Raw genomic sequence first — 20928 nt, 5'->3', positions numbered from 1 at the left:
CATCATGTATAGTGGTGTGTTAAGAACGATTATTTTTCTCAATACCCTCAATTGAAAAGGCGCACTAGCGCCTTTTTTCTTTGTAGAGCTTTTCTTGGTGGATCATTTTTGTCGATCCCCTAGTTTGTGGCTGACTAGCTTATAGAGCTTTATTTTGTGGTGTTCCAACTTTTGGAGGTTTCATGTCAAATCAAACTGCGAAGTTTGTAGAAGGTTCAACGATGCGCCACATATTGGTGATGTCGGGGGCTGGCTCTGTTGGTTTGATGGCGTTATTCGTGGTCGATTTACTCGATATGTTGTTCATCAGTATGTTGGGACAAGTCGAATTGGCCGCGGCTGTTGGTTTTGCAGGCACACTGACATTTTTCTCTACCTCCGTTTCGATCGGTACTTCTATTGCTATGGGTGCGTTGGTTTCCAAAGCTATTGGTTCAAAGAATCAAGAACACGCTCGAAACCTCGCCACGAGTATTATGCTGACCGCTTTTGTCATCAGTTTGACGATTACTGCGGTGATGTTCGCCTATATCCCAGAGCTGCTTGCTGCGATTGGTGCAAAGGGGGTGGCCGCAGAGCGGGCGCAAGCTTACCTGCAGATCTTATTGCCAAGCGGGCCATTTCTAGCGCTAGCGATGGCTGCGGGTGCAGGCTTGAGAGCCGCGGGGGATGCCAAACGTTCGATGTGGGCGACCTTGTCGGGCGGCATTGTTAACGCGATTCTCGACCCTTTGTTTATTTTTGGTTTTGGTTGGAACATCGAAGGGGCGGCTATCGCTTCTGTCTTTGCTCGTTTTTCGGTGCTCTTTTTCTCGCTTTACCCTTTGATTCGCAGTCACCAGCTGGTGGCTCCCCCTTCTCTTGTACAATGGCGCATTAATATTCGACCAATATTGGCTATTGCGCTGCCTGCTATTATCACCAATACCGCAACGCCTATCGGTAATGCGATTGTAACGACGGGGATTGCACAATACGGAGAGGATTTTGTCGCGGGCTTTGCTGTGATAGGTCGTCTGACGCCGGTTTGTTTTGCGGTTATCTTTGCTTTGTCTGGCGCTGTGGGCCCTATCATTGGGCAAAACTTTGGTGCAGAACGAATGGACAGAGTAAAAGAAACACTCAACAACTCATTGTTGGTTACTACGGCGTACACCATCGCCGTTTGTATTCTCTTATACTTTGTCCAAGACTATGTGATCCAAGGCTTTAGCCTACAAGGTGATGCAGCAATTATTGTTGCCGCATTCTGTACCTATGTAGCGTTGACCTTCACCTTCAACGGCGCACTGTTTGTTGCCAACACGTCTTTTAATAATCTAGGTAAACCGCTTTACTCGACAGCACTGAATCTGGGTAAAGCCACTCTCGGTACATTGCCGTTCGTTTACTTAGGCTCGCAATGGTATGGCGCATTGGGTGTGCTGTATGGGCAAGCCTTGGGCAATGTTTTGTTCGGAATACTCGGTACCCTAGTGCTTCGCTATCATATTGCCGAGCTTATGCAAGGTTCCCAAGTTGATCCTGTAGAAGACGATGTGTCGATAGTCAGCTTGAATACACAACCATTCTGTTCACATGATGCCGTTCTTATTGATGATGTATCGTCGAACAGAGAAGAGTGTAAAGAGCTCAAGTCGCAATAACAGCGACACTCCAATATAGATTAGTTGGTTTGTAAATTTCTTCTTGGTCTTGGACAATTTGTTCTTGACCTTGGAGTAGTCTCCAAGGTTTATACTTTTGTTGTACTTAAGGTTCTGTTGCTCATGAGTGAGCAACAACCTCAAGGCTTTTGAGTATTAAGGAGATACATTATGTGCGCAAAACACGCAGCGTGCCGCTCAACAAAAGTGGACGTTCAACCACAAGCGACTGGAGCAAGTTGCTCTAGCCCTAAAATTTCAAGCATTACCGCAGCCGGTACTTCATCTTCATGCTGCAGCTCTTCTGCTACTGCGTCTTCATCGTCAGGAGATGATTGTTGTGGTTCAGACAGTGGAGAAGAAGACAGTCAGTCCTCTACTCAAACTTTAAATGCCCAATTTTCTAAAAGTTGGTTGGTCTCAGGAATGGACTGCCCAGCTTGTGCTAAAAAAATAGAGAAAGCCGTTAGTAACATTGAAGGTGTTATTCAAGCCAAAGTTCTCTTTGCCACCGAAAAGCTAGTTGTGAAATTCGACAATGAAAGTCTTGCCGACACCATTGAACAGGTCTCTATCAAAACGGGCTTCCCTCTTTCGGAAGTTGGTTCTAAAAAAGAAAAACAGCACCCCGAGACTTTTTGGCAAGCTCATATCCAACCTAATTTACAAATTATAGCGATTGCAGCCGCAATGCTCTTCGCAGCACTGTTGAAAAGTACTTCTCCTCAACTAAGTGAAGGTTTGTTTACCGTAACCTGTTTGCTTGGTTTGTATCCAGTGGCCAAGAAAGCAGTTCAGTTGGCACGTTCAGGTACGCCGTTTGCAATCGAAACCTTAATGAGTGTTGCCGCGCTCGGTGCTTTATACCTTGGCGAAACCGCTGAAGCTGCGATGGTTCTGTTACTGTTTTTGATTGGTGAGCGTCTAGAGGCATTTGCTTCATCAAGAGCAAGAAGTGGTGTTCAAGCCTTAATGGCATTGGTGCCAGAAAATGCCACTAAGATTATCAACGGCGACCGTGTTGACGTTGCAGTAAGTGAACTTGCTCCTGGTGACGTGATTGAAGTGGCGGCGGGTTCTCGTTTACCTGCTGATGGTCAACTTATTACCGACGCTGCGAGCTTTGATGAAAGTGCGCTAACGGGTGAGTCTGTTCCTGTCGAACATATAGCAGGCAACAGCATCATGGCTGGTGCTGTGGTGGTCGATAAAGTCGTTCGTATCACCATCACGTCAAAACAGGGTGAGAATGCGATCGACCGTATTCTTCACTTGATTGAAGAAGCAGAATCTCGTAAAGCACCGCTTGAACGTTTCCTCGATAAGTTTAGCCGCTGGTACACACCACTAATGATGTTGGTGGCTCTGTTGGTCATCATCACCCCACCATTGCTGTTCGCGCAGCCTTGGGAAACCTGGGTTTACCGAGGTCTAGCTCTATTGTTGATTGCTTGTCCGTGTGCGTTGGTTATCTCGACACCTGCTGCAATTACTTCTGGTTTAGCAGCCGCAGCGAAACGTGGCGCATTAATTAAAGGCGGCGCGGCACTAGAGCAGTTAGGGAAAATTCAAACGATTGCCTTTGATAAGACAGGTACGTTGACTGAAGGCAAGCCTCAGGTTACGGATATTCAACCTCTATCAGGTTGGAAACAAGACGCTATGCTTCGTGTAGTTGGGGCGATTGAAGTTGGTTCGACTCATCCTTTGGCGCAATCGCTTGTCGCTAAAGTTAAAGAGCTGAATGTTGAGATCCCTGAGTCACACAACAAGAGAGCGCTCATTGGTAGCGGTGTTGAAGGCGATGTCGATGGTGTTAAGTATCAGGTTTTATCACCGTCTAAAGTCACGTTCACTCTTGGACCCGATGTGGTTTCTCAGGTAGAAGCATTAGAAGGCGAGGGCAAGACGGTTGTGGTTGCTCTTGAGCTTAAAGATCTAGAAGAGTCAACAGAACAAGCTACGACTGTGATTGGTTTGATTGCTTGGCAAGATACGTTACGTAGTGACGCTAAGCTTGCGATTGAACGACTTAATGACTTGGGTATTCAATCAATCATGCTTACTGGTGATAACCCGCGCAGTGCGGCCGCGATCAGTAGCAAAATTGGTATGCAATATAAAGCGAGCCTGCTTCCAAGTGACAAGGTGTCTTATGTTGAAGAGTTATCTCAACAGTCACACGTTGCTATGGTCGGTGATGGCATCAACGATGCGCCAGCAATGAAAACGGCGAATGTAGGTATTGCTATGGGTGGTGGTACTGATGTTGCGCTTGAAACGGCAGATTCAGCACTGACTCACAACCGTTTAACTGAGCTGCCCGCGATGATTGAATTGTCGCAAGCGACCATGAATAACATTCGTCAAAACGTAGCACTAGCACTCGGTTTGAAGGGTGTGTTCTTGGTGACCAGTTTGCTTGGTATTACCGGGCTTTGGGTTGCTGTTCTTGCAGATAGTGGCGCGACAGCACTGGTGACACTGAACGCACTACGCCTGCTTCGATTCAAGTCTAAATCGGATTAAGTTCAGCTCTCAGACATAGACGCTCTTAATTTTAAAAGCGTCTTATATAAGAAGCATCTCGCATAAAAGCGCCTTTAGCGGTCATACGTTAAAGGCGTTTTTTGTCTCATTAGTATGCAACGCAGCCGTTCGGATTGCTTATTTTTGTGATGCCAATCGGTTTTTCGTGAAACCTGAAATATTGTTGCGATCATTGGTGTGATGTTCGTCACTTCATTTCATTATGAGCTTGGTTAGAGTGTGTTCGTACCCCACGAATTTACTATGAGCTTAAATAAGGGTAAAAAGCCCAATAAGCCAAAAGGAGCGAACTATGTCTCAAGCTGTTTTCCACTTAGGTGTTACTGAAGCAGATCTTAACGGTGCTACTCTTGCGATCATTCCTGGTGATCCTGCTCGTGTGCAAAAAATTGCAGAAGAGATGGAGAATCCCGTATTTCTTGCGAGTCACCGTGAATACACGCTTTACCGCGCAGAGCTAGACGGTAAGCCAGTTGTTGTATGTTCAACAGGTATCGGCGGCCCATCTACTTCTATCGCAGTTGAAGAGCTTGCTCAGCTTGGCGTTCGTACTTTCCTACGTGTTGGGACGACTGGTGCGATCCAACCTCACGTAAACGTGGGTGACATGATTGTTTCTACGGGTTCTGTTCGTCTAGACGGCGCTAGCCTGCACTTCGCTCCTATGGAGTTCCCAGCAGTTGCTGATTTCGAAGTTGCTACAGCAATGAAAGCAGCAGTTGAAGAATCAGGCGCAGCAGTTCACATGGGCGTAACCGCTTCAAGTGACACTTTCTACCCAGGTCAAGAGCGCTACGACACGTTCTCTGGTCGCGTGGTTAAGCGTTTCCAAGGTTCTATGCAAGAATGGCAAGACATGGGTGTTCTTAACTTCGAAATGGAATCTGCAACGCTACTAACAATGTGTGCAAGTTCTGGTTTGAAAGCAGGTTGTGTTGCTGGTGTGATCATCAACCGTACTCAAAAAGAGATACCTGATCACGAGACACTAAAAGTAACGGAAGCGCGCTCAATCAAAGTGGTTGTAGAAGCTGCTCGTAAAATGCTTTAAGTCTTAAAACGACTTCAAATTTTGAAAATGGCCACATCGAATGATGTGGCCATTTTTTTGCGTGTTTACAAGTCCTTTGAGCTTTTTACCTTGTCAATACGGGCGGGGTAGTGGATATAAGTCATTTACTACGATTGGCATAATCGTTACGGGTACAAAAAAGGCGAGTGACTTAAGCGGTCATTCGCCTTTTTGTTTTTTGAGAATTCGATATGTTCGAGTTTCTTAAATTAGCACTCTAAATCTTCATCACCACCGGCAGCGGTAAACCATGCCGCGAGATGTGTTTTAAGATCTTTTAATTCGTCAGGGCCAATCAATGCTAGGCCAAGATCTTCTGCTCGTGTGATGTCATTATGACGAAGAGGGCGGAAGCTCACCAACATTGCACGGGCCTGTAGGCCACCTAGCAGGTCTCTGAGCGATTCCAGCTTGTACAAGGTATCATCGCCATCATCTCGCATACCTTTGGTCTTACACTCGATGATGTGCAGCTTATTGTTCACTACAGAAGCAACATCAAGCTCATTACGAACTTCGCGCTCACCGAGCTGACGATAAACCTGAACATTCAAAGAGCGATCTTGAATGGTCGGCATGTCATCTTGGATCTGCTTAACGGTGCTATGAACCAATGTTTCAAGCCATTCGCCGTTTGAGAAGCGTCGCGCGTCTTCATTGGCAAACGTCAAAATACCATTGTCATAAGTGGCAATCTTAGCTTCAACCAAATCGCTCAACAGCATGTTCAGCTCGCGATAACCTTGTTGCTTCTCAGACAAGCCCACATCAAGCCTCTGTTCTTTACGGCAGGTTGTTGCAAGGTAGTTCAATGTAGCAAGACCTGGGCCTAATTCTAATGCGTTACTTGCCCAACGCTCACCCAGTTCATACAGTTTTTGGTCAAGTTGCGGAGACAGTTGTACATCGCTGAATTCACCACGAGCACCGAATACCGTTAAGTAGTCATCGATAGTGATGCGGTCTTGAACTTGTGCGTCTTCTTTACCATTCGGGTAAAGCCAGCACAGTTTGTCACTGTTTGGTTCAACAACAAAGATTGGCCAGTGGTAAGTACGAAATACTTCGTAGACAGACAGTAGGCGGTGACGAAGGCCACAACTTGCGTTGAGCTTCACTTCTTGTCCCCGAGCTTTTAAGTCTTCAGCAAGGTTTTGGATCGATTCTTTAATTGCAGAGGTGTTTACGATAGTTGGAATCTCGAAAAATTCACTCGTAATATCACGCTTCTGCAAAACGCTGTCTAAGCGTTGATAGATACTGATTTGATTTTTGTCACCGATGAACACGATGTGAGTGCTGATCGTTCGGTTGTCGAGTAGTGGGGTGATCAACCGAATGGGGTCTTGATCGATAATGCCAACATGAACAGCCATATAAATTCCTTAATAGCGGCTCGCTCATAAAGGTGAAAGAAAAACGGGAAGCAGCAAGCCTTTATAATCATATAATGACAAAGCTCATAAAAAACAAGGGCAACCCTTGATAAAAGTTGCCCTTGTTCAATTAGTTATCACTATTGGGTGAGATATCCCAACATTTCAGGTGAATATCTATTGGTTCTTCGTTTACTTATAGCTTGAATTGATGAACTAAATCGCCTTGCTGGTTTGCCAGAATTGTTAGGTTTTGGCTTGCCTCTGCAATTGATGACATCGCTTGATAACTCTTATCAGCAATCTGGTTGATGTCTTCAATGTTACGCGCGATATCACCCGAAGTTTCACTCTGCTCAGCCGCGGCTTGAGAAATGTGCGTACTCATTCGACTGATTTCTAGAATCAATGCCTGAATTTCTTCCATAGCACTATTAGCACTTGAAGCTTGTTCAACCGACATATCCATATCGCTCATGCAGCTTTCAATCACATTGCTTGCTGTTTTAGAACTTGATTGTAGGTTACTGATCATGGTCTCAATTTCAGACGTCGATTGAGTTGTCTTTTGTGCCAGTACTCGGACTTCATCTGCAACTACAGCAAATCCACGGCCTTGTTCACCTGCGCGCGCGGCTTCGATTGCTGCGTTGAGTGCAAGTAGGTTGGTTTGATCTGCAATACCACGAATAACATCGAGGATAGAGCCAATCTGGCTACTCATTTGTTGTAGCTCGCCTACAGCACCCACGGATTCAGTCAGGCGCACCTCAAGCTGATTAATGGTACTGATGTTGGTGTTCATGACCTGACGACCTGATTCAGAAGCCGATTCTACTTGTTGAACCATAGTTAATGAGCTTTGTGCACTGTTTGCTACTTCTTGTACAGAGTGAGACATTTGTGTCATTGCCGTTGCGACAGTTGCTGTTTGTTCACGCTGGCTGTTCAATTGAGCCTGTGTCTCAGAAGAGGTTTTTTGGTTTACGCTTGCAGTATTGGTTAGGTCATCTGAAGCGTCATTCAGTTTCACCAGAATATTGTGCAGGTTGTCGGCTAAGGTATTGATGTGACGGCTTACTCGGCTGAATTCGTTGTCGTATCGAATATCGATACGCTGAGTCATATCTCCTTCGGTCAGGCCTTCTAATGTACCGAGGATGCGCGTTAGTGGTTCTCTTACACTATGTGCAATGTGGTAACCAATTGCTGCAGCGAATACGGTGACAACAATGCCAATTGCAATCGCTTTGAATAGACCGTTGTCGTAGATGCTGCTCGCATCTGCTAATGATGAGTTGAGTTGCTCTTCCGCTGTGACGTTGAAAGAATCCAGTACCGCCATTGCTTGGTCGACCTCAACGGCTAGATTAGCAATGTTGATGTACAAGGCTTCTTTCGCTTTCAGATAATTATTATGCTTATCTAAAACACCGCCTTTTTGTCCCACGTCTTTGGTGAAGTTTTTAACCGATTCATCGAAAACATTTTTTATCGCAGGCAATTGTGTCGCTAAGCCACGGTACGCGTAGTTTAGGTGGGTAACGGCCTTTTTGTTTTGGTTAACGGCTTTTTGTACGAAGGCAACATCAGAACTTGCTAGTGCATCAGAGGTAATCACCTCGGCGTCTTGTAGTTTAATAAAGTAGCTCTTTGCCATCACTTTTACAGAGATGCTTTTTTGGTCGGCAACGTACTCTTTCATGCCAACGGTCAATTCTGAATGTAAGCGTTGGAAATCACGTGATGCTTTTTGTACTTGCTCTTGCGCCTCAAACATAGCGATATAATTGTTCATCGCTTCATCTGCTTCGGTGAAGTAACGTTCTTCCATCGCTCTTAATTGCGTGATGCGCTCAGTGAGCGAGGTATTGTCTTGGCTTGCTGTTTCTAGGCTACCTAGAACTTCAGAAAAAGCGTTTTGTGATGCAGCAAACTCTGTACGCATTGCAGACATACGCTCAGAATTTTGTGTGGTTAAGAAGTCTTTAAATGACTTGTCAGCGGAAAGTAATTGGACACTTGTTTGGTTTGAAAGCGCAACCAGCGGCAATGATACTTTTGAGACGCTCTCAAAATTGCTATGTATCTGATTCATGCTGCTCATCATGATGGTTATCGTGACTGCGAACATGATGATGATCAGTGCGAAACCAGCGTACATACGCTTGATCACAGATCCCTTCATGACTTTCTCCCTAAATAAATGTGGACCTAATACCAGGTCAAAACAAAACTAACAAAATTATCAGGATTCTATTGAGCTCGGCTTACGCATTTTATGACGCACACGTCAAAAATAGCCCTTTGTCCTAGCCAATATGCCGTTCTTGAGAGATAAGGCGTGTTTTTTTTGATTTGAACGGTGTTTTTTATTATGCTTTAAAGCAGGTTTATTGTGGTTTGATGCGGCATAGCGCATACTCAAAGCATTAAAAAATAAATGTTTTATCGGAGAGACACATGGCTGAAGAAACCATTTTTAGTAAGATCATCAATAAAGAAATCCCAGCAGATCTACTATACCAAGACGATTTAGTAACCGCATTTCGCGATATTAACCCTCGTGCTCCTAGTCATATTCTAATTATTCCTAACAAGCTGATTCCAACAACGAATGATGTTGAAACGGAAGATGAAGCAATGATGGGACGTATGTTTACTGTTGCTCGTAAGTTAGCAAAAGAAGAAGGCATTGCAGAAGATGGCTATCGTCTTATTGTGAACTGCAATTCTCACGGTGGCCAAGAGGTTTACCATATTCACATGCATTTGGTTGGTGGCCGCCCGCTTGGTCCGCTTTTAATGAGTTAATTAAAAGGCTAATAAGCTAACGAAACAGTTAATGATCTCGTTAATACAAGTTAATGGTTAATTAACATAAACAGCGAGTTGGAAAATTTGTTGTTTGTATGCCAACTTTTAGTTTTATCTGTTGTCTGAATATCGGCATCGATTAGGTAGAGCCTAAAAAGCAAGGTATCCACTTGCTTAAGATCCTTTTAACAAAGTTGGCATTTTAAACATGCACGGAGACGATAAGTGAAGCACCAGTTTAGATTCGCTTCCATTGCCCTGTTATCGGCGTTGACAGCGGGTTGTGCGAATATGTCGGCAGGGAGCCTGTTCAGTCATTACAGCGCGCAAAACAAAGAAATTTACCAAGCAGTCAAGTCTGGGGATTATTCAACGGCTCAACAAGAGTTACCAGATTACGTAGCAGGTGACATTCTTGATAACTTTGAAAAAGGTAGAATTAATCTACTTGATCAAAAATATCCTGAGAGTAAGTCGTCGCTCGAACTGGCCGATCAGGCAGTAAAAGATCAGCAAAGTAAAGCGGTGATCTCTGTATCAGACAGTGCAACCAGTGTCGGCGCGTTGGCTGTGAATGACAATATTACCGAGTATGTGCCAGCCGATTATGAGTTGGGCTTTCTGCATTTATACCTTGGTTTGAATTATTTAAAGAAAAATGACTTAGAAGGTGCGGTGATCGAAATGCGTCGCGCTAACCAAGTTCAGGAACAAGCCAAGAAACAACGTGAAGCTGAGTTAGAAAGTGCTGCTAGCGATGCAAAATCTCAAGGGTTGTCTGCCAACGTGGGTAGTATTCTTGCGAATTATCCTGATGCGGGTAAAAAGCTGCAATCTGTGCAAAATGCGTATTTGATGTTTTTGTCTGGCCTGCTTTACGAAGCATCTAACGATCTGAACAGCGCTTATGTGGACTATCGACGTGCTTTGGCCATCATGCCTGAGAACCAAGAAATCATCGATAGAACCATGGCAACAGCTGTTCGCTTAGGCATGCGACAAGATTTAGCAACACTGAAAAAGCGCTACAAACAGTCATCTAAGTTAGGGGCAAGCGAAGGGCGAGTAATTGTGCTTCAAGAACAAAGTGCAGTTCAAGCGATGGACAGTTGGCGATTAGATTTACCTATTTATGACAGTCGCGATCAGGGCGCAATATACTCTTTGGCGCTGCCATATTATCCGAGCCAAAGCGTAGAACGCTTTTCTGCGCTACGAATCAGCGGGCAACCGTTGTCTGAGCATTTGATTACGGATGTGAATGCGATGGCGCAGAATGATTTATCTGAACGTATGACGAGCATTGTTATTCGCCAAGCGTTACGTGTGGTCGCGAAAGACCGCATCCGTAAAGAAGCAACTCAAGGTAACGATGTCGGTAACATTTTGTTCAATGTCTGGAATGCATTCACGGAACAACCAGACACTCGAAGCTGGCAATCTTTACCTGCGGAAATAAAGACCAGCACGTTTGTAGCAAACAGTGGTCAATATACGTTAGAAGCGGGCACTAAAACGTATGACTTTGATATTCGAGAAGGGCAGACCACTTTGGTGTGGATTTCTCGACAAGGAAACAATGCAACAATGTGGCATAAACAGCTAGGGAGGCTGTAATGAAAAAGTGGTTAGTGAGCTTAGCAGCGGTTATGGCTCTGGCTGGTTGTGCTGATAATACAGCTGGCGTAAGGGTAGATAGTCAAACTCAGAACGTTTTCTTTGGTGATAAGGTATTGGGTAGCCGCTTACAGGTTGAAGATATCCGTACTGACCTCGTCGACGGTCATACGCGAGGAATCGTGCGTTTAAACAGTAACTATAAAGGCGATCAACATATCCTTTATCGCTTTTACTGGTACGACGATGCTGGTCTTGAGGTCAACCTAAAACAAGGACCTTGGAAGCAAGCGATTGTTCGTGGCTTTGAAAGTATTTCGTTGTCGGAAGTGTCGGTAAATCCGAAAGCGACTCAGTTCAGAGTTCAGTTCAGAGAGCAGTAAACTTTCGTTTGGAACCGCTCATATTTAGAGTGGTTCCAAGCTTTATAGCAAAGACGAGATAGAACGGGTCTAAGGATTCGAAAATACAAAAATTTAAGAGAGTGGGTAACCCCACTTAGTGATTAGTTAAGGAAACAAAATGAAAAAGAGTGTCATTGCGCTACTAGGTTTAGCGGTTATTTTAGGCGGTTGTTCAAACAAGGTAAGCTACGGTGATGCACAATCAGTAGAAACCACGACAATCGATTTCGGTTCAACTGACCTTCAAACGATTGCGGGCGAAATGGTCGATAGCATGATGGCGTCTGGTTCTGTGTCTTATATTACTCGTGAGCAACGTCCAATCGTGTTCGTAGAGCGAATCAAGAACAAAACAAGTGAGCACATCGATACTGAGTCAATCACTGATACTATCAGTACAAAAATGCTGAACTCTGGTAAGTTCCGTTTCGTTGATATGGACCGTGTAGAGTCTGTTCGTGAACAGTTGAATTTCCAAAATAACGATGAGCTTGTAAATCAAAGCTCAGCAATCCAATTTGGTAAAATGGTTGGTGCTCAGTACATGTTGTACGGCAACCTATCAAGCATCGTTAAGAAAGCGGGCAGCGATGAAGACGTATACTACAAAATGACCATGCGCCTAATGGATCTTGAGTCAGGCTTGATTGAATGGGCTGACGAAACTGAAATCCGTAAGCAACAATCTAAGAGCTTGCTGGGCTTTTAATTCAGTTTACTTGGCTTCTAATTAGCTTACTGAGTTTTTAATTTAGCTTATTGAGCTTCTTAAATGGCTTAGTGTGCTATTAACTTGGCTTAGTCATGCCTCAACGCAGTACATGTTATTTGCTGTGATTGGTATTAATGAAGAGGCACTGGCTTTTGGTCAGTGCCTTTTTTGTAGGGAAATTAAGACGTTTATAGGGCAGTTAAGACGTTTATAGGGAGTAAATATGGCGATTTTTTCTTGGTCTGAAGCAAAGCTTCTTGATACCAGTTTGAGTTCTCTTGATGGCTACTTTTCTGAGCCTCCAATCAGAGCACAGACACTGACAGGTGGGTTGACTAATCGATGTTGGAAATTGGTTTTAGCCGATGGCACCGCGTATGTTTGGCGTCCGATTACCCCCATCACTAAAGCGTTCTTCATCTCTCGCCATGAAGAGTATCAAGTACTGTCTGCTATTGAGCGCTTAGATATCGGCCCAAGTCCGATAGTGGTCAATGAGCAAGGATTATTGGTTGAATGGATCGCGGGTGAGACGTTGTACGAAGGACTAGAGCAGGATGATTTACTGAAGACGCTGATCTCGGTGCATTTGGTTAATACTGCGCGACTGCCGCTCCAACCGTTCAGTTATACGGCTCGAGTTGACCATTACTGGCTTCAGCTTGATGCGGTTCATAAGACTGAAACCTGCACTAAGATTTATCAAGAGTGGCGCGTGGCTCCAAGTATCCCAAGTGTAGGCCTGTCTTTGTGTCATTTTGATCTCGGTGGCTATAACCTTGTTAAGAACCACGATGGGATTAAGATCATTGACTGGGAATACGCAGCGCTAGCAGACCCAAGGCTTGATCTTACGCTGACTATTGCTGTTGCCCGATTACCAGTTACAGAAGCTGTTAATAAGTACTGTCAGCTAAGAGGTATCCATGATCCCCAATCTTGGCTTGACGGAGTAGAAGCCTGGTTACCAAGAAGCCAAATGATGGCAATGCTGTGGTATTTACTTGCTCATCAGCTATGGGGCGATGACAGTTATCTGCGTGAAGCCGAGGCTCTTAGTCACACTTTATGTAGCTATGATCACGTTTAGGAAGTGAAAAATATAATTTCAGAGGTCTTCCCTTTAAAACCTTGTTTTTCGTGTTAGATTGATCAAAACGTACCAATATTCAATGGGGGAGGTACAATGATTATCTATCTACACGGCTTCGACTCAACAAGCCCGGGCAATCACGAAAAAATACTGCAGTTGCAATTCATTGATGATGACGTTCGTTTCATCAACTACAGTACTTTGCATCCAAAACACGATATGCAGCATTTGCTAAAAGAAGTGCATAAAGTGATAGAGCAATCCGATGATCCACATCCAATCATTTGTGGTGTAGGTTTGGGTGGTTTTTGGTCTGAGCGTATTGGTTTCTTATGTGGGATTAAGCAGGTGGTGTTCAACCCTAATCTGCACCCTGAGAACAACATGGTAGGTCGAATTGATCGCCCAGAAGAGTACGAAGACATCGCGACTAAGTGTGTCGCTCAGTATCGTATGAAGAACAAAGGACGCTGTTTAGTGGTGCTTTCTCGTGAAGATGAAATTCACGACAATACGAAAACAGCTTCTGCTCTAGAAGATTACTACGAAGTTGTCTGGGACGAAAAAGAGAGTCATAAGTTCAAAAAGATCTCTCAACACTTACAGGCAATGAAGGCGTTTAAAAACGCTTAAGGATTACCGCCAATTTATAAAACAGCACTCAATTGAGTGCTGTTTTTTTATCCAAATTAGCAAGCGATGCCCGAAGGGTTCGAGCTGAGCACCCCGCAAAAAGCGTTTTACTCTTTGTTGAGGGAGATTTGCTTAGAATGACCAGGCTACTTCCCCCTTGCCGCGATTAAAACGCTTTTATATCGAACGAAATTTGACCGTGAAAAGGTCAATGTGCCCTAGTCATATAGATTTTATCGATGAGTTTGCGCAAACGTTAACTAATCAGTCACGAATCCTCATTGTGGGTAAGGATTTTTGTTGCGGTCATCTTTTTGCTATATATAATGTTCTAAAGCAAAATATTTTGATAAATGTCAAAAAAAATTGAGAGCGAGTGATAAAACTTGCCCATAATTTGTGCTCTGCCTCTCAGGTAGACACCTTTTTCATCCTCGTGAGCAAAGTGACAAACCAATGTTTGTTGCTTGTAATCCCTCTAACTACTCAGTGAGCTGTTGTTACTTATTATCACAGTCATCAAATGAGCCGCAGCCTTTGGAATTGAGGCCGAGTAGATACATAGAATTTATCGGTTGGAGTAATCGAGCCGAACCCCATTTATTCATTTTGTAGAGGATTGTCATTGTGACAAAAATTATCGTAGTAGGCGGCGGTGCTGGTGGTTTAGAACTAGCAACTAAGCTAGGCCGCACTTTAGGTCGTAAGAAACGTGCCCAGATTACTCTGGTAGACCGTAAAGCAAGCCACCTATGGAAACCATTGCTTCATGAAGTAGCCACTGGCTCATTGGATGAAGGTGTTGACGCGCTAAGCTACCGCGCACACGCGAAAAACCATTGCTTTGATTTCCAAATGGGCAGCCTGAACGATATCGATCGTGAACGTAAAGTGATTGCGTTGAGCGAGTTGACTGATGAGCACGGTGAGTTACTGATGCCAAGCCGCGAACTTGAATACGACATTCTTGTGATGGCGTTAGGTTCAACGTCAAACGACTTCAATACCCCAGGTGTTCGTGACAACTGTATTTTCCTTGATAGCCCAGAGCAAGCACACCGTTTCCGTACAGAAATGAACAACCAGTTCTTAAAGCTGCACGCTAAGAATGGTCAAGGTACGGTAGACATTGCGATTGTTGGTGCGGGTGCTACTGGTGTTGAACTGTCTGCTGAGCTTCACAACGCTGTGAAAGAGCTTCGTACATACGGTTTTGGCGACCTAGATTCAAGCAAGCTGAACGTTAACCTTGTTGAAGCGGGTGAGCGTATTCTTCCAGCTCTACCTCCTCGTATTTCCAGCGCAGCACATTCTGAGCTAACTAAGCTTGGCGTCAACGTGCGTACAACGACAATGGTTACACAAGCTGACGCTGACGGTCTAACGACCAAAGATGGTGAGAAGATCCCAGCACAGATCATGGTATGGGCTGCTGGTATTAAAGCGCCAGATTTCATGAAAGACATCGGTGGTCTTGAGACGAACCGTATCAACCAGTTGGTTGTCAAAAACACGCTGCAAACTACGCTTGATGACAACATCTTTGCTATCGGTGATTTGGCGCAATGTACACAAGCGGATGGTTCGTTTGTTCCACCACGTGCGCAAGCGGCTCACCAAATGGCAAGCTGCGCATTTAGCAACATCATCGCTAAGCTGAACGGCCGTGACCTGAAAGACTACATCTACAAAGATAAAGGCTCACTGGTTTCACTAAGCCGTTTCTCTACAGTAGGTAGCTTGATGGGTAACCTGACTAAAGGTTCGATGATGGTTGAGGGACGTATTGCTCGTGTGGTTTACATCTCTTTGTACCGAATGCACCAGATGGCACTTCACGGCTTAATCAAAACATCACTGATGATGTTGGTGGGTCGTATTAACCGTGTCCTTCGTCCAAACCTAAAGCTTCACTAATCAGGTAAGCCTTCTAAGGTCATTACGCTGATAATAAAAAAGAGCTCTTCGGAGCTCTTTTTCGATCGTGTCGAGTACGTGTTATTTCGGATTGTTACTCTATTAAGCAATTAAGATAATGGAGGTAACACAGAATAAACCACGCCATCTTTCGGTTTACCGTTAAAGATAAAGCGATTCTTTGCAATGGCTTCACGTTCAGCGCCACATTTCTCGATCAGCTTTTGGCTGGGTAGGTTCTCTGTATCGCAGACAATCTCCAAACGCGTCAACTTGAGCATTGCGAAGCAAAATTCAAATAGGGCAAGCATTGCTTCTTTCGCTATCCCTTTTCTCTGAAATTGATCACCCACCCAATAACCTAAACTTGCCATATTAAAGGTGTGGTAAAGCTCATTTATGGCCACCATGCCGACTAACTTTTCGCTTTTTCGTTCGAAGATACCAAAGCCAAACGCATCGGCTTTAACCCAGTTTAAGCGAGTCGCAAGAATGAATCTCTCGGCCTCGACGGTCGAAAACTCGTCGTGGCACCAGTCGAGCCATGGCAATAAACTCGGGGAGGATTTAACCAGTTGCGAAAACTCTTGAGCGTCTGAGGCTTCAATGATTTTTAGGTTGAGGTGTTGAGTATTTATCTGAAAGTCAGGGCTCATAAGAAATACCGAATTACATGTAAGTACTGAACAAAGGATTCAGTGCAGAATAAAGATAGATAGCACTTAATAAAACGCCCTCACTAGGAGGGCGGATTGAATTATTTATATAATTATAGCCGAATCGGCAAGTAACTTACTGCGCCACGCGTCGAACTTGAATAACCATTCCAAGAAGTGGGTGGTCAAGGTAGTGAGTTTCTGTACTGCGCATACGACGTTTTTGGTCCATGCGGTAGCTCTTAAGAAACTCTTGGACTTCAACCGTCGGAGAAATCTCCGTTAGATTACCCACTTGCACGTTACTTTCTGCACCACTTACAGGTGAATCTAGCTCGATTTTTTGCTCTTGTAGAGTCACTTCACGAACGCTCGGCGCTTTTAAATCCAATGTCGTTTCAGCATATAGATAGTGCTGAACGTAGATTTGCAGCTTGCCGTCTAACTCGTAAAGCGGCTTGTCGATAGTCTCTTCTTGAAAACCATTCGGATTTGATGCAGTTACTGCACCTTTCTCAGAACTGTCGGCATTAAACTGTTTAGAGAAGTCTTTACCGGCTTGAATATGGAAAACCGGTGCCGAGCTTTTGCCTTGGTCGCCTTGACGCCAAGCGGTATGCATCAGAACTTCAAAGCCTGCGTGTTTGCGTAGCTTATCTTTCTGAGGTGTTAACTTGTATTCCGAGTAAGGCAGCATCTGCACGCCTTTCTTCGCTCGGTATTGGGTATCTTGAAATGAACCTACGCGCTCAAGTGAAATCTGAGGCTGTGTGTTTGGCCAAGATTCATTCACTTTTTCTGCATCAACAGCACGCTTAAAAATGATCACTTCTATATCAAATTGTCTCTGCGCCAAACTTGGCAGTGAGACGAACAATAGTAGCAGTGGGATCAGTCTTTTCATTTTTACTCCGTCTTCCAGCCGAACTACCGGCTGGATAATTTATATGTGCAAGTGGATTGGGTCTTATGCCGAAGGCAGCAAGTTCTGTCTGAATTCGCCCAATAAATCACTAACAAATTGAATTCGTTTCCGTCTGTCGACCAATGGTATCGTAAACTTGAACTTTGTTGGTCCTTCCATTGAAAACTTTTGCGGTTGAGATTGCAACAGTTTAACAAGGTAGGTCGGGTTTATGTCAGCATCCGGGTAGAATTCTAAGAATCCACCTTTATCATGAGCCTCAATTTTCTTCGCTTTGATAGACGCCGCGGCTAATTTTAGCTCTGAAACTGACAACAAGTTCTTGGTAGCATCCGGCAGAAGGCCGAAGCGATCAATCAGCTCGACTTTCAACTCTGCCAATTCGTCGGTGTCACTCACACTCGCAATACGCTTATAAGTAGACAAACGTGTATTGATGTCTGGGATGTAGTCATCAGGCAATAGCGCAGGCAGGCGCATCTCAATTTCAGTTTGTTCACGCAGTAGGTCATCAAGCGATGGCTCTCGCCCTTCTTTCAATGCTTCAACTGCTTGTTCAAGCATCTCCATGTACAAGGTGAAACCAACCGATTGAATTTGACCACTCTGTTCATCACCTAACAGCTCACCCGCGCCACGAATCTCTAAGTCATGGGTTGCTAGTGTAAAGCCTACACCTAAGTCTTCAAGTGAAGCTATGGCATCTAATCGCTTAACCGCATCTTTGGTCATTGCTTTCGGGGGAGGTGTTAGCAGATAGGCATAGGCTTGGTGGTGAGATCGACCCACACGCCCACGCAGTTGGTGCAACTGTGCTAAACCAAGGTTATCGGCTCTGTCCATTAAGATGGTATTGGCTGTTGGTACGTCGATACCGGTTTCGATGATGGTTGTACACACTAGCAAGTTAAAACGCTGGTGGTAGAAATCATTCATGATGCGTTCTAGTTCGCGCTCTCGCATCTGGCCATGAGCCACGGTGACACGCGCTTCTGGAATCAGTTTCTGTAGTGACTCAGCCGTCTTTTCAATCGTGTCTACTTGGTTGTGTAAGAAGTAAACTTGACCACCACGCATGATTTCACGAAGTACCGCTTCTCTGACGATCGCGTCATCACTCTCACGGACAAAGGTCTTTATTGCTAAGCGTCGTGCTGGTGGTGTTGCGATGATTGACAAGTCACGCATGCCGCTCATTGCCATGTTCAATGTACGTGGAATTGGCGTCGCGGTGAGCGTTAGGATATCGACATCCGCACGCATTGCTTTCACTTTTTCTTTCTGACGCACACCAAAGCGGTGCTCTTCATCGACAACCAACAGGCCAAGGTCTTTAAACTGAAGGTCACTTGAAAGTAACTTGTGAGTACCCACTAAGATGTCGACCTTACCGTCGGCGACATCTTGCATGATCGATTTCTGTTCTTTGGCTGATTTGAATCGAGACAGAACCTCAACACGAATCGGCAAGTTGGCGAAACGGTCGCGGAAGTTTTCAAAGTGTTGCTGAGCAAGTAACGTTGTCGGTACTAACACGGCCACTTGTTTGCTGTTATCGGTACACACGAACGCGGCACGCATTGCGACTTCTGTTTTACCAAAACCAACATCACCACACACCAAGCGGTCCATGGCTTTTGCTTGGCACATATCAGACATTACCGCATTAATTGCCATCGCTTGGTCATCGGTTTCTTCAAACGGGAAGCCAGATTTGAAGGTTGCGTACTGACCACGATCGAGCACAAATTTGTAACCCGGCTTAAGCTCACGCTTGGCGTAAACATCGAGCAGTTCGGCTGCGACGTCACGGACTTTCTCTGCGGCGCGCTTACGAGCTTTCTGCCATGCTTCACCGCCAAGTTTATGTAGCGGTGCAAAATCTTCAGCACCACCAGAGTAGCGACCAATTAAGTTCAGAGATGCAACTGGTACGTAGAGCTTGGCATCGTTTTGATACTCAAGTGTTACGTATTCGGTTTTCATACCACCCGCTTCTAGGGTCTGCAGGCCTATGTAGCGACCAATACCGTGGTCAATGTGAACAACCGGTTGGCCCGGTTTAAGTTCCGCTAAGTGACGGATTACGGTGTCGCTGTTTACGCTTTTCTTATCTTTTTTTCGACGCTGAACAACGCGATCACCCAATAGATCACTTTCACAGATAAGGGCGATGTTTTGCTCTTCGTGGATAAAGCCATGCTCAGCAGAACCTAGGATCAGGGTGAACTTATCTTTACCTTTAATTGCCGCGTCGAGGTTTTCAACTTCGCTTGGACGAACTTTGATGCCTCGAAGCAATTCACTTAGAGCTTCACGGCGGCCTTCAGACTCAACCGAAAAAACAACCTTGCCATCGAAGGCTTCAGTGAACTTTCTTAAGTTAGACAACGGTTCTTTATTCTGATGTTGAACGCTGAGATCAGGCAGAGGCGTAACCGGAAGGTTTGTACGCCCAGCTTTTTCTTCAATCGTGTCTAAGCTTAGGTTGACCTGTGGCTTCTGTTTGAAGTGTGCGAACAGCTCGTCTTTCTTCAACCAAAGTTGCTCAGGTGTCAGCAGTGGTCGCAGTGGATCAACGCCACGTTGCTCGTATCGGTGAGAAACGTCGGTTAGGAACGAATCTACTGCAGTCTCGACATCACCTAGAATCAGGAGTTGCGCTTCATCGGCAACATAATCGAACAAGGTTTCGGTGTGCTCGAAGAACAGCGGTTGCCAATACTCAATACCAGCAGGCCACGTGCCTTTAGAAACCTGCATATAAACCGATTCTGGTTCACGGCGCGCATCAAACTGTTGGCGCCAACGAATACGGAAATCTTCAATCGCTGTTTCCGAGGTTGGGAATTCGTGAGCAGGCAGCAGTCGAATCTCAGAGATGTCTTCGATAGAGCGCTGGTTTTCAGGATCGAAAGTACGGATCGTGTCGATCTCGTCATCGAAGAAGTCGATACGATACGGGTCTTTGCTGCCCATTGGGAACAGGTCGAGAATAGAACCACGGCTAGCGTATTCACCCGGGCCAAACACTTGGTCAACATAGCGATAGCCCGACTTTTCGAGTTGCAGACGTAATTTCTCTAGTGAATAGAGATCGCCTGTTTTCACCATTAACGTGTGTTGTAGTAAGAAGTCGCGCGGTGACTGGCGTTGCAATAACGTGCTGATCGGAACGATCGTGATGCCATCTTTTAGCGTTGGCAGTGCGTAAAGGCGTGCTATACGATCTGAAATGATCTCTTGGTGCGGAGAAAAGCTGTCATAAGGCAGTGTTTCCCAGTCTGGGAATAGTGCGACTTCATGTGCCGTAAACTGTTCAATTTCAGATTGAAGCTTGAGTGCGATCTGAGGATCAGGCACTGCAAGTAAAGTATGGTTGTTATGCTGCTCCGCTAGTTTAGCGATAGTAAGCGCGAGAGATGAACCAACTAGGTTACCGATGTGCTTTTTGTCACCGGCACCTTTGAGCTTAGGTAGTGTGAAAATGGATTGTTTTGTCATGTCTAT

15 protein-coding genes are annotated in these 20928 nt (G+C 45.0%); 10 read left to right on the top strand and 5 right to left on the bottom strand.

What is annotated here, in order from left to right:
• The first annotated feature begins 182 nt into the window (after nt 1-182).
• The 3 genes from ACED53_RS00625 to udp all read left to right on the top strand — a co-directional run bounded on the left by ACED53_RS00625 (nt 183) and on the right by udp (nt 5247).
• Nucleotides 183-1646, top strand: a complete 1464-nt coding sequence (locus ACED53_RS00625) for an MATE family efflux transporter (RefSeq protein WP_017101605.1) — start codon at nt 183-185, stop codon at nt 1644-1646.
• A 171-nt stretch (nt 1647-1817) separates the two neighbouring features.
• A complete protein-coding gene (locus tag ACED53_RS00620) occupies nt 1818-4175 on the top strand; it encodes a zinc/cadmium/mercury/lead-transporting ATPase (RefSeq protein ID WP_017101606.1) in 2358 nt (785 codons plus the stop codon).
• Between the two features lie 313 nt (nt 4176-4488).
• The gene (gene udp, locus ACED53_RS00615; RefSeq protein WP_009847163.1) at nt 4489-5247 is read left to right on the top strand and encodes a uridine phosphorylase; all 759 of its coding nucleotides are present in this window, start codon (nt 4489-4491) and stop codon (nt 5245-5247) included.
• Nucleotides 5248-5477: 230 nt separating this feature from the next.
• On the opposite strand, the gene ACED53_RS00610 is transcribed toward udp, so the two are convergent.
• Both ACED53_RS00610 and ACED53_RS00605 read right to left on the bottom strand, forming a co-directional pair.
• Nucleotides 5478-6644: a DUF1887 family protein gene (locus ACED53_RS00610; RefSeq protein ID WP_009847162.1), complete on the bottom strand. Its 1167-nt coding sequence runs from the start codon at nt 6642-6644 to the stop codon at nt 5478-5480.
• Between the two features lie 196 nt (nt 6645-6840).
• Nucleotides 6841-8832, bottom strand: coding sequence for a methyl-accepting chemotaxis protein (locus tag ACED53_RS00605; RefSeq protein WP_017096887.1), 1992 nt, complete (start codon nt 8830-8832; stop codon nt 6841-6843).
• Nucleotides 8833-9107: 275 nt separating this feature from the next.
• Here ACED53_RS00605 and hinT point away from each other — a divergent pair, with 275 nt between their 5' ends.
• The 7 genes from hinT (at nt 9108) to ACED53_RS00570 (ending at nt 15837) form a co-directional block, all read left to right on the top strand.
• Complete coding sequence (gene hinT / locus ACED53_RS00600; RefSeq protein WP_012604413.1) at nt 9108-9458, top strand: purine nucleoside phosphoramidase; 351 nt, start codon at nt 9108-9110, stop codon at nt 9456-9458.
• Between the two features lie 228 nt (nt 9459-9686).
• Nucleotides 9687-11078, top strand: a complete 1392-nt coding sequence (locus tag ACED53_RS00595) for a COG3014 family protein (protein ID WP_017101608.1) — start codon at nt 9687-9689, stop codon at nt 11076-11078.
• The gene (locus ACED53_RS00590) at nt 11078-11461 is read left to right on the top strand and encodes a YcfL family protein (RefSeq protein WP_009847158.1); all 384 of its coding nucleotides are present in this window, start codon (nt 11078-11080) and stop codon (nt 11459-11461) included. Before ACED53_RS00595 ends, ACED53_RS00590 begins: the two co-directional genes overlap by 1 nt.
• A 139-nt stretch (nt 11462-11600) precedes the next feature.
• Entirely contained in the window at nt 11601-12191 is a 591-nt protein-coding gene (gene lpoB / locus ACED53_RS00585; RefSeq protein WP_009847157.1) for a penicillin-binding protein activator LpoB, read from the top strand.
• A gap of 226 nt (nt 12192-12417) precedes the next feature.
• A complete protein-coding gene (locus ACED53_RS00580; RefSeq protein ID WP_017101609.1) occupies nt 12418-13284 on the top strand; it encodes a phosphotransferase in 867 nt (288 codons plus the stop codon).
• A 96-nt stretch (nt 13285-13380) separates the two neighbouring features.
• Nucleotides 13381-13920: an alpha/beta hydrolase YcfP gene (gene ycfP / locus ACED53_RS00575; protein WP_012604408.1), complete on the top strand. Its 540-nt coding sequence runs from the start codon at nt 13381-13383 to the stop codon at nt 13918-13920.
• A gap of 627 nt (nt 13921-14547) precedes the next feature.
• The gene (locus tag ACED53_RS00570; RefSeq protein ID WP_017096883.1) at nt 14548-15837 is read left to right on the top strand and encodes an NAD(P)/FAD-dependent oxidoreductase; all 1290 of its coding nucleotides are present in this window, start codon (nt 14548-14550) and stop codon (nt 15835-15837) included.
• Nucleotides 15838-15947: 110 nt separating this feature from the next.
• Here the strand turns inward: ACED53_RS00570 and ACED53_RS00565 are convergent, their stop codons facing one another.
• The 3 genes from ACED53_RS00565 to mfd all read right to left on the bottom strand — a co-directional run bounded on the left by ACED53_RS00565 (nt 15948) and on the right by mfd (nt 20922).
• On the bottom strand, nt 15948-16493 hold the full coding sequence (locus tag ACED53_RS00565; RefSeq protein ID WP_012604406.1) for a GNAT family N-acetyltransferase: 546 nt from the start codon (nt 16491-16493) through the stop codon (nt 15948-15950).
• Between the two features lie 136 nt (nt 16494-16629).
• Nucleotides 16630-17397: a peptidoglycan binding protein CsiV gene (locus ACED53_RS00560; protein WP_017101610.1), complete on the bottom strand. Its 768-nt coding sequence runs from the start codon at nt 17395-17397 to the stop codon at nt 16630-16632.
• A 63-nt stretch (nt 17398-17460) separates the two neighbouring features.
• Nucleotides 17461-20922 (bottom strand): transcription-repair coupling factor, encoded by a 3462-nt coding sequence (mfd, locus tag ACED53_RS00555; protein ID WP_017101611.1) that lies wholly within the window; start codon nt 20920-20922, stop codon nt 17461-17463.
• Nucleotides 20923-20928: the final 6 nt, after the last annotated feature.

Origin of the sequence: Vibrio sp. 1F169 (assembly GCF_041439605.1) — a bacterium.
Taxonomy (GTDB): domain Bacteria; phylum Pseudomonadota; class Gammaproteobacteria; order Enterobacterales; family Vibrionaceae; genus Vibrio; species Vibrio tasmaniensis_A.
The sequence above is the reverse complement of the archived record's forward strand: the minus strand, read 5'-3'. Positions and strand labels throughout refer to the sequence as shown.

Excerpts from the sequence above, each read along its gene's own strand:
- ACED53_RS00625 (WP_017101605.1), top strand. The coding sequence starts at position 183 with ATGTCAAATCAAACTGCGAAGTTTGTAGAAGGTTCAACGATGCGCCAC.
- ACED53_RS00620 (WP_017101606.1), top strand. The coding sequence starts at position 1,818 with ATGTGCGCAAAACACGCAGCGTGCCGCTCAACAAAAGTGGACGTTCAA.
- udp (WP_009847163.1), top strand. The coding sequence starts at position 4,489 with ATGTCTCAAGCTGTTTTCCACTTAGGTGTTACTGAAGCAGATCTTAAC.
- ACED53_RS00610 (WP_009847162.1), bottom strand. The coding sequence starts at position 6,644 with ATGGCTGTTCATGTTGGCATTATCGATCAAGACCCCATTCGGTTGATC.
- ACED53_RS00605 (WP_017096887.1), bottom strand. The coding sequence starts at position 8,832 with ATGAAGGGATCTGTGATCAAGCGTATGTACGCTGGTTTCGCACTGATC.
- hinT (WP_012604413.1), top strand. The coding sequence starts at position 9,108 with ATGGCTGAAGAAACCATTTTTAGTAAGATCATCAATAAAGAAATCCCA.
- ACED53_RS00590 (WP_009847158.1), top strand. The coding sequence starts at position 11,078 with ATGAAAAAGTGGTTAGTGAGCTTAGCAGCGGTTATGGCTCTGGCTGGT.
- lpoB (WP_009847157.1), top strand. The coding sequence starts at position 11,601 with ATGAAAAAGAGTGTCATTGCGCTACTAGGTTTAGCGGTTATTTTAGGC.
- ACED53_RS00580 (WP_017101609.1), top strand. The coding sequence starts at position 12,418 with ATGGCGATTTTTTCTTGGTCTGAAGCAAAGCTTCTTGATACCAGTTTG.
- ycfP (WP_012604408.1), top strand. The coding sequence starts at position 13,381 with ATGATTATCTATCTACACGGCTTCGACTCAACAAGCCCGGGCAATCAC.
- ACED53_RS00565 (WP_012604406.1), bottom strand. The coding sequence starts at position 16,493 with ATGAGCCCTGACTTTCAGATAAATACTCAACACCTCAACCTAAAAATC.
- ACED53_RS00560 (WP_017101610.1), bottom strand. The coding sequence starts at position 17,397 with ATGAAAAGACTGATCCCACTGCTACTATTGTTCGTCTCACTGCCAAGT.
- mfd (WP_017101611.1), bottom strand. The coding sequence starts at position 20,922 with ATGACAAAACAATCCATTTTCACACTACCTAAGCTCAAAGGTGCCGGT.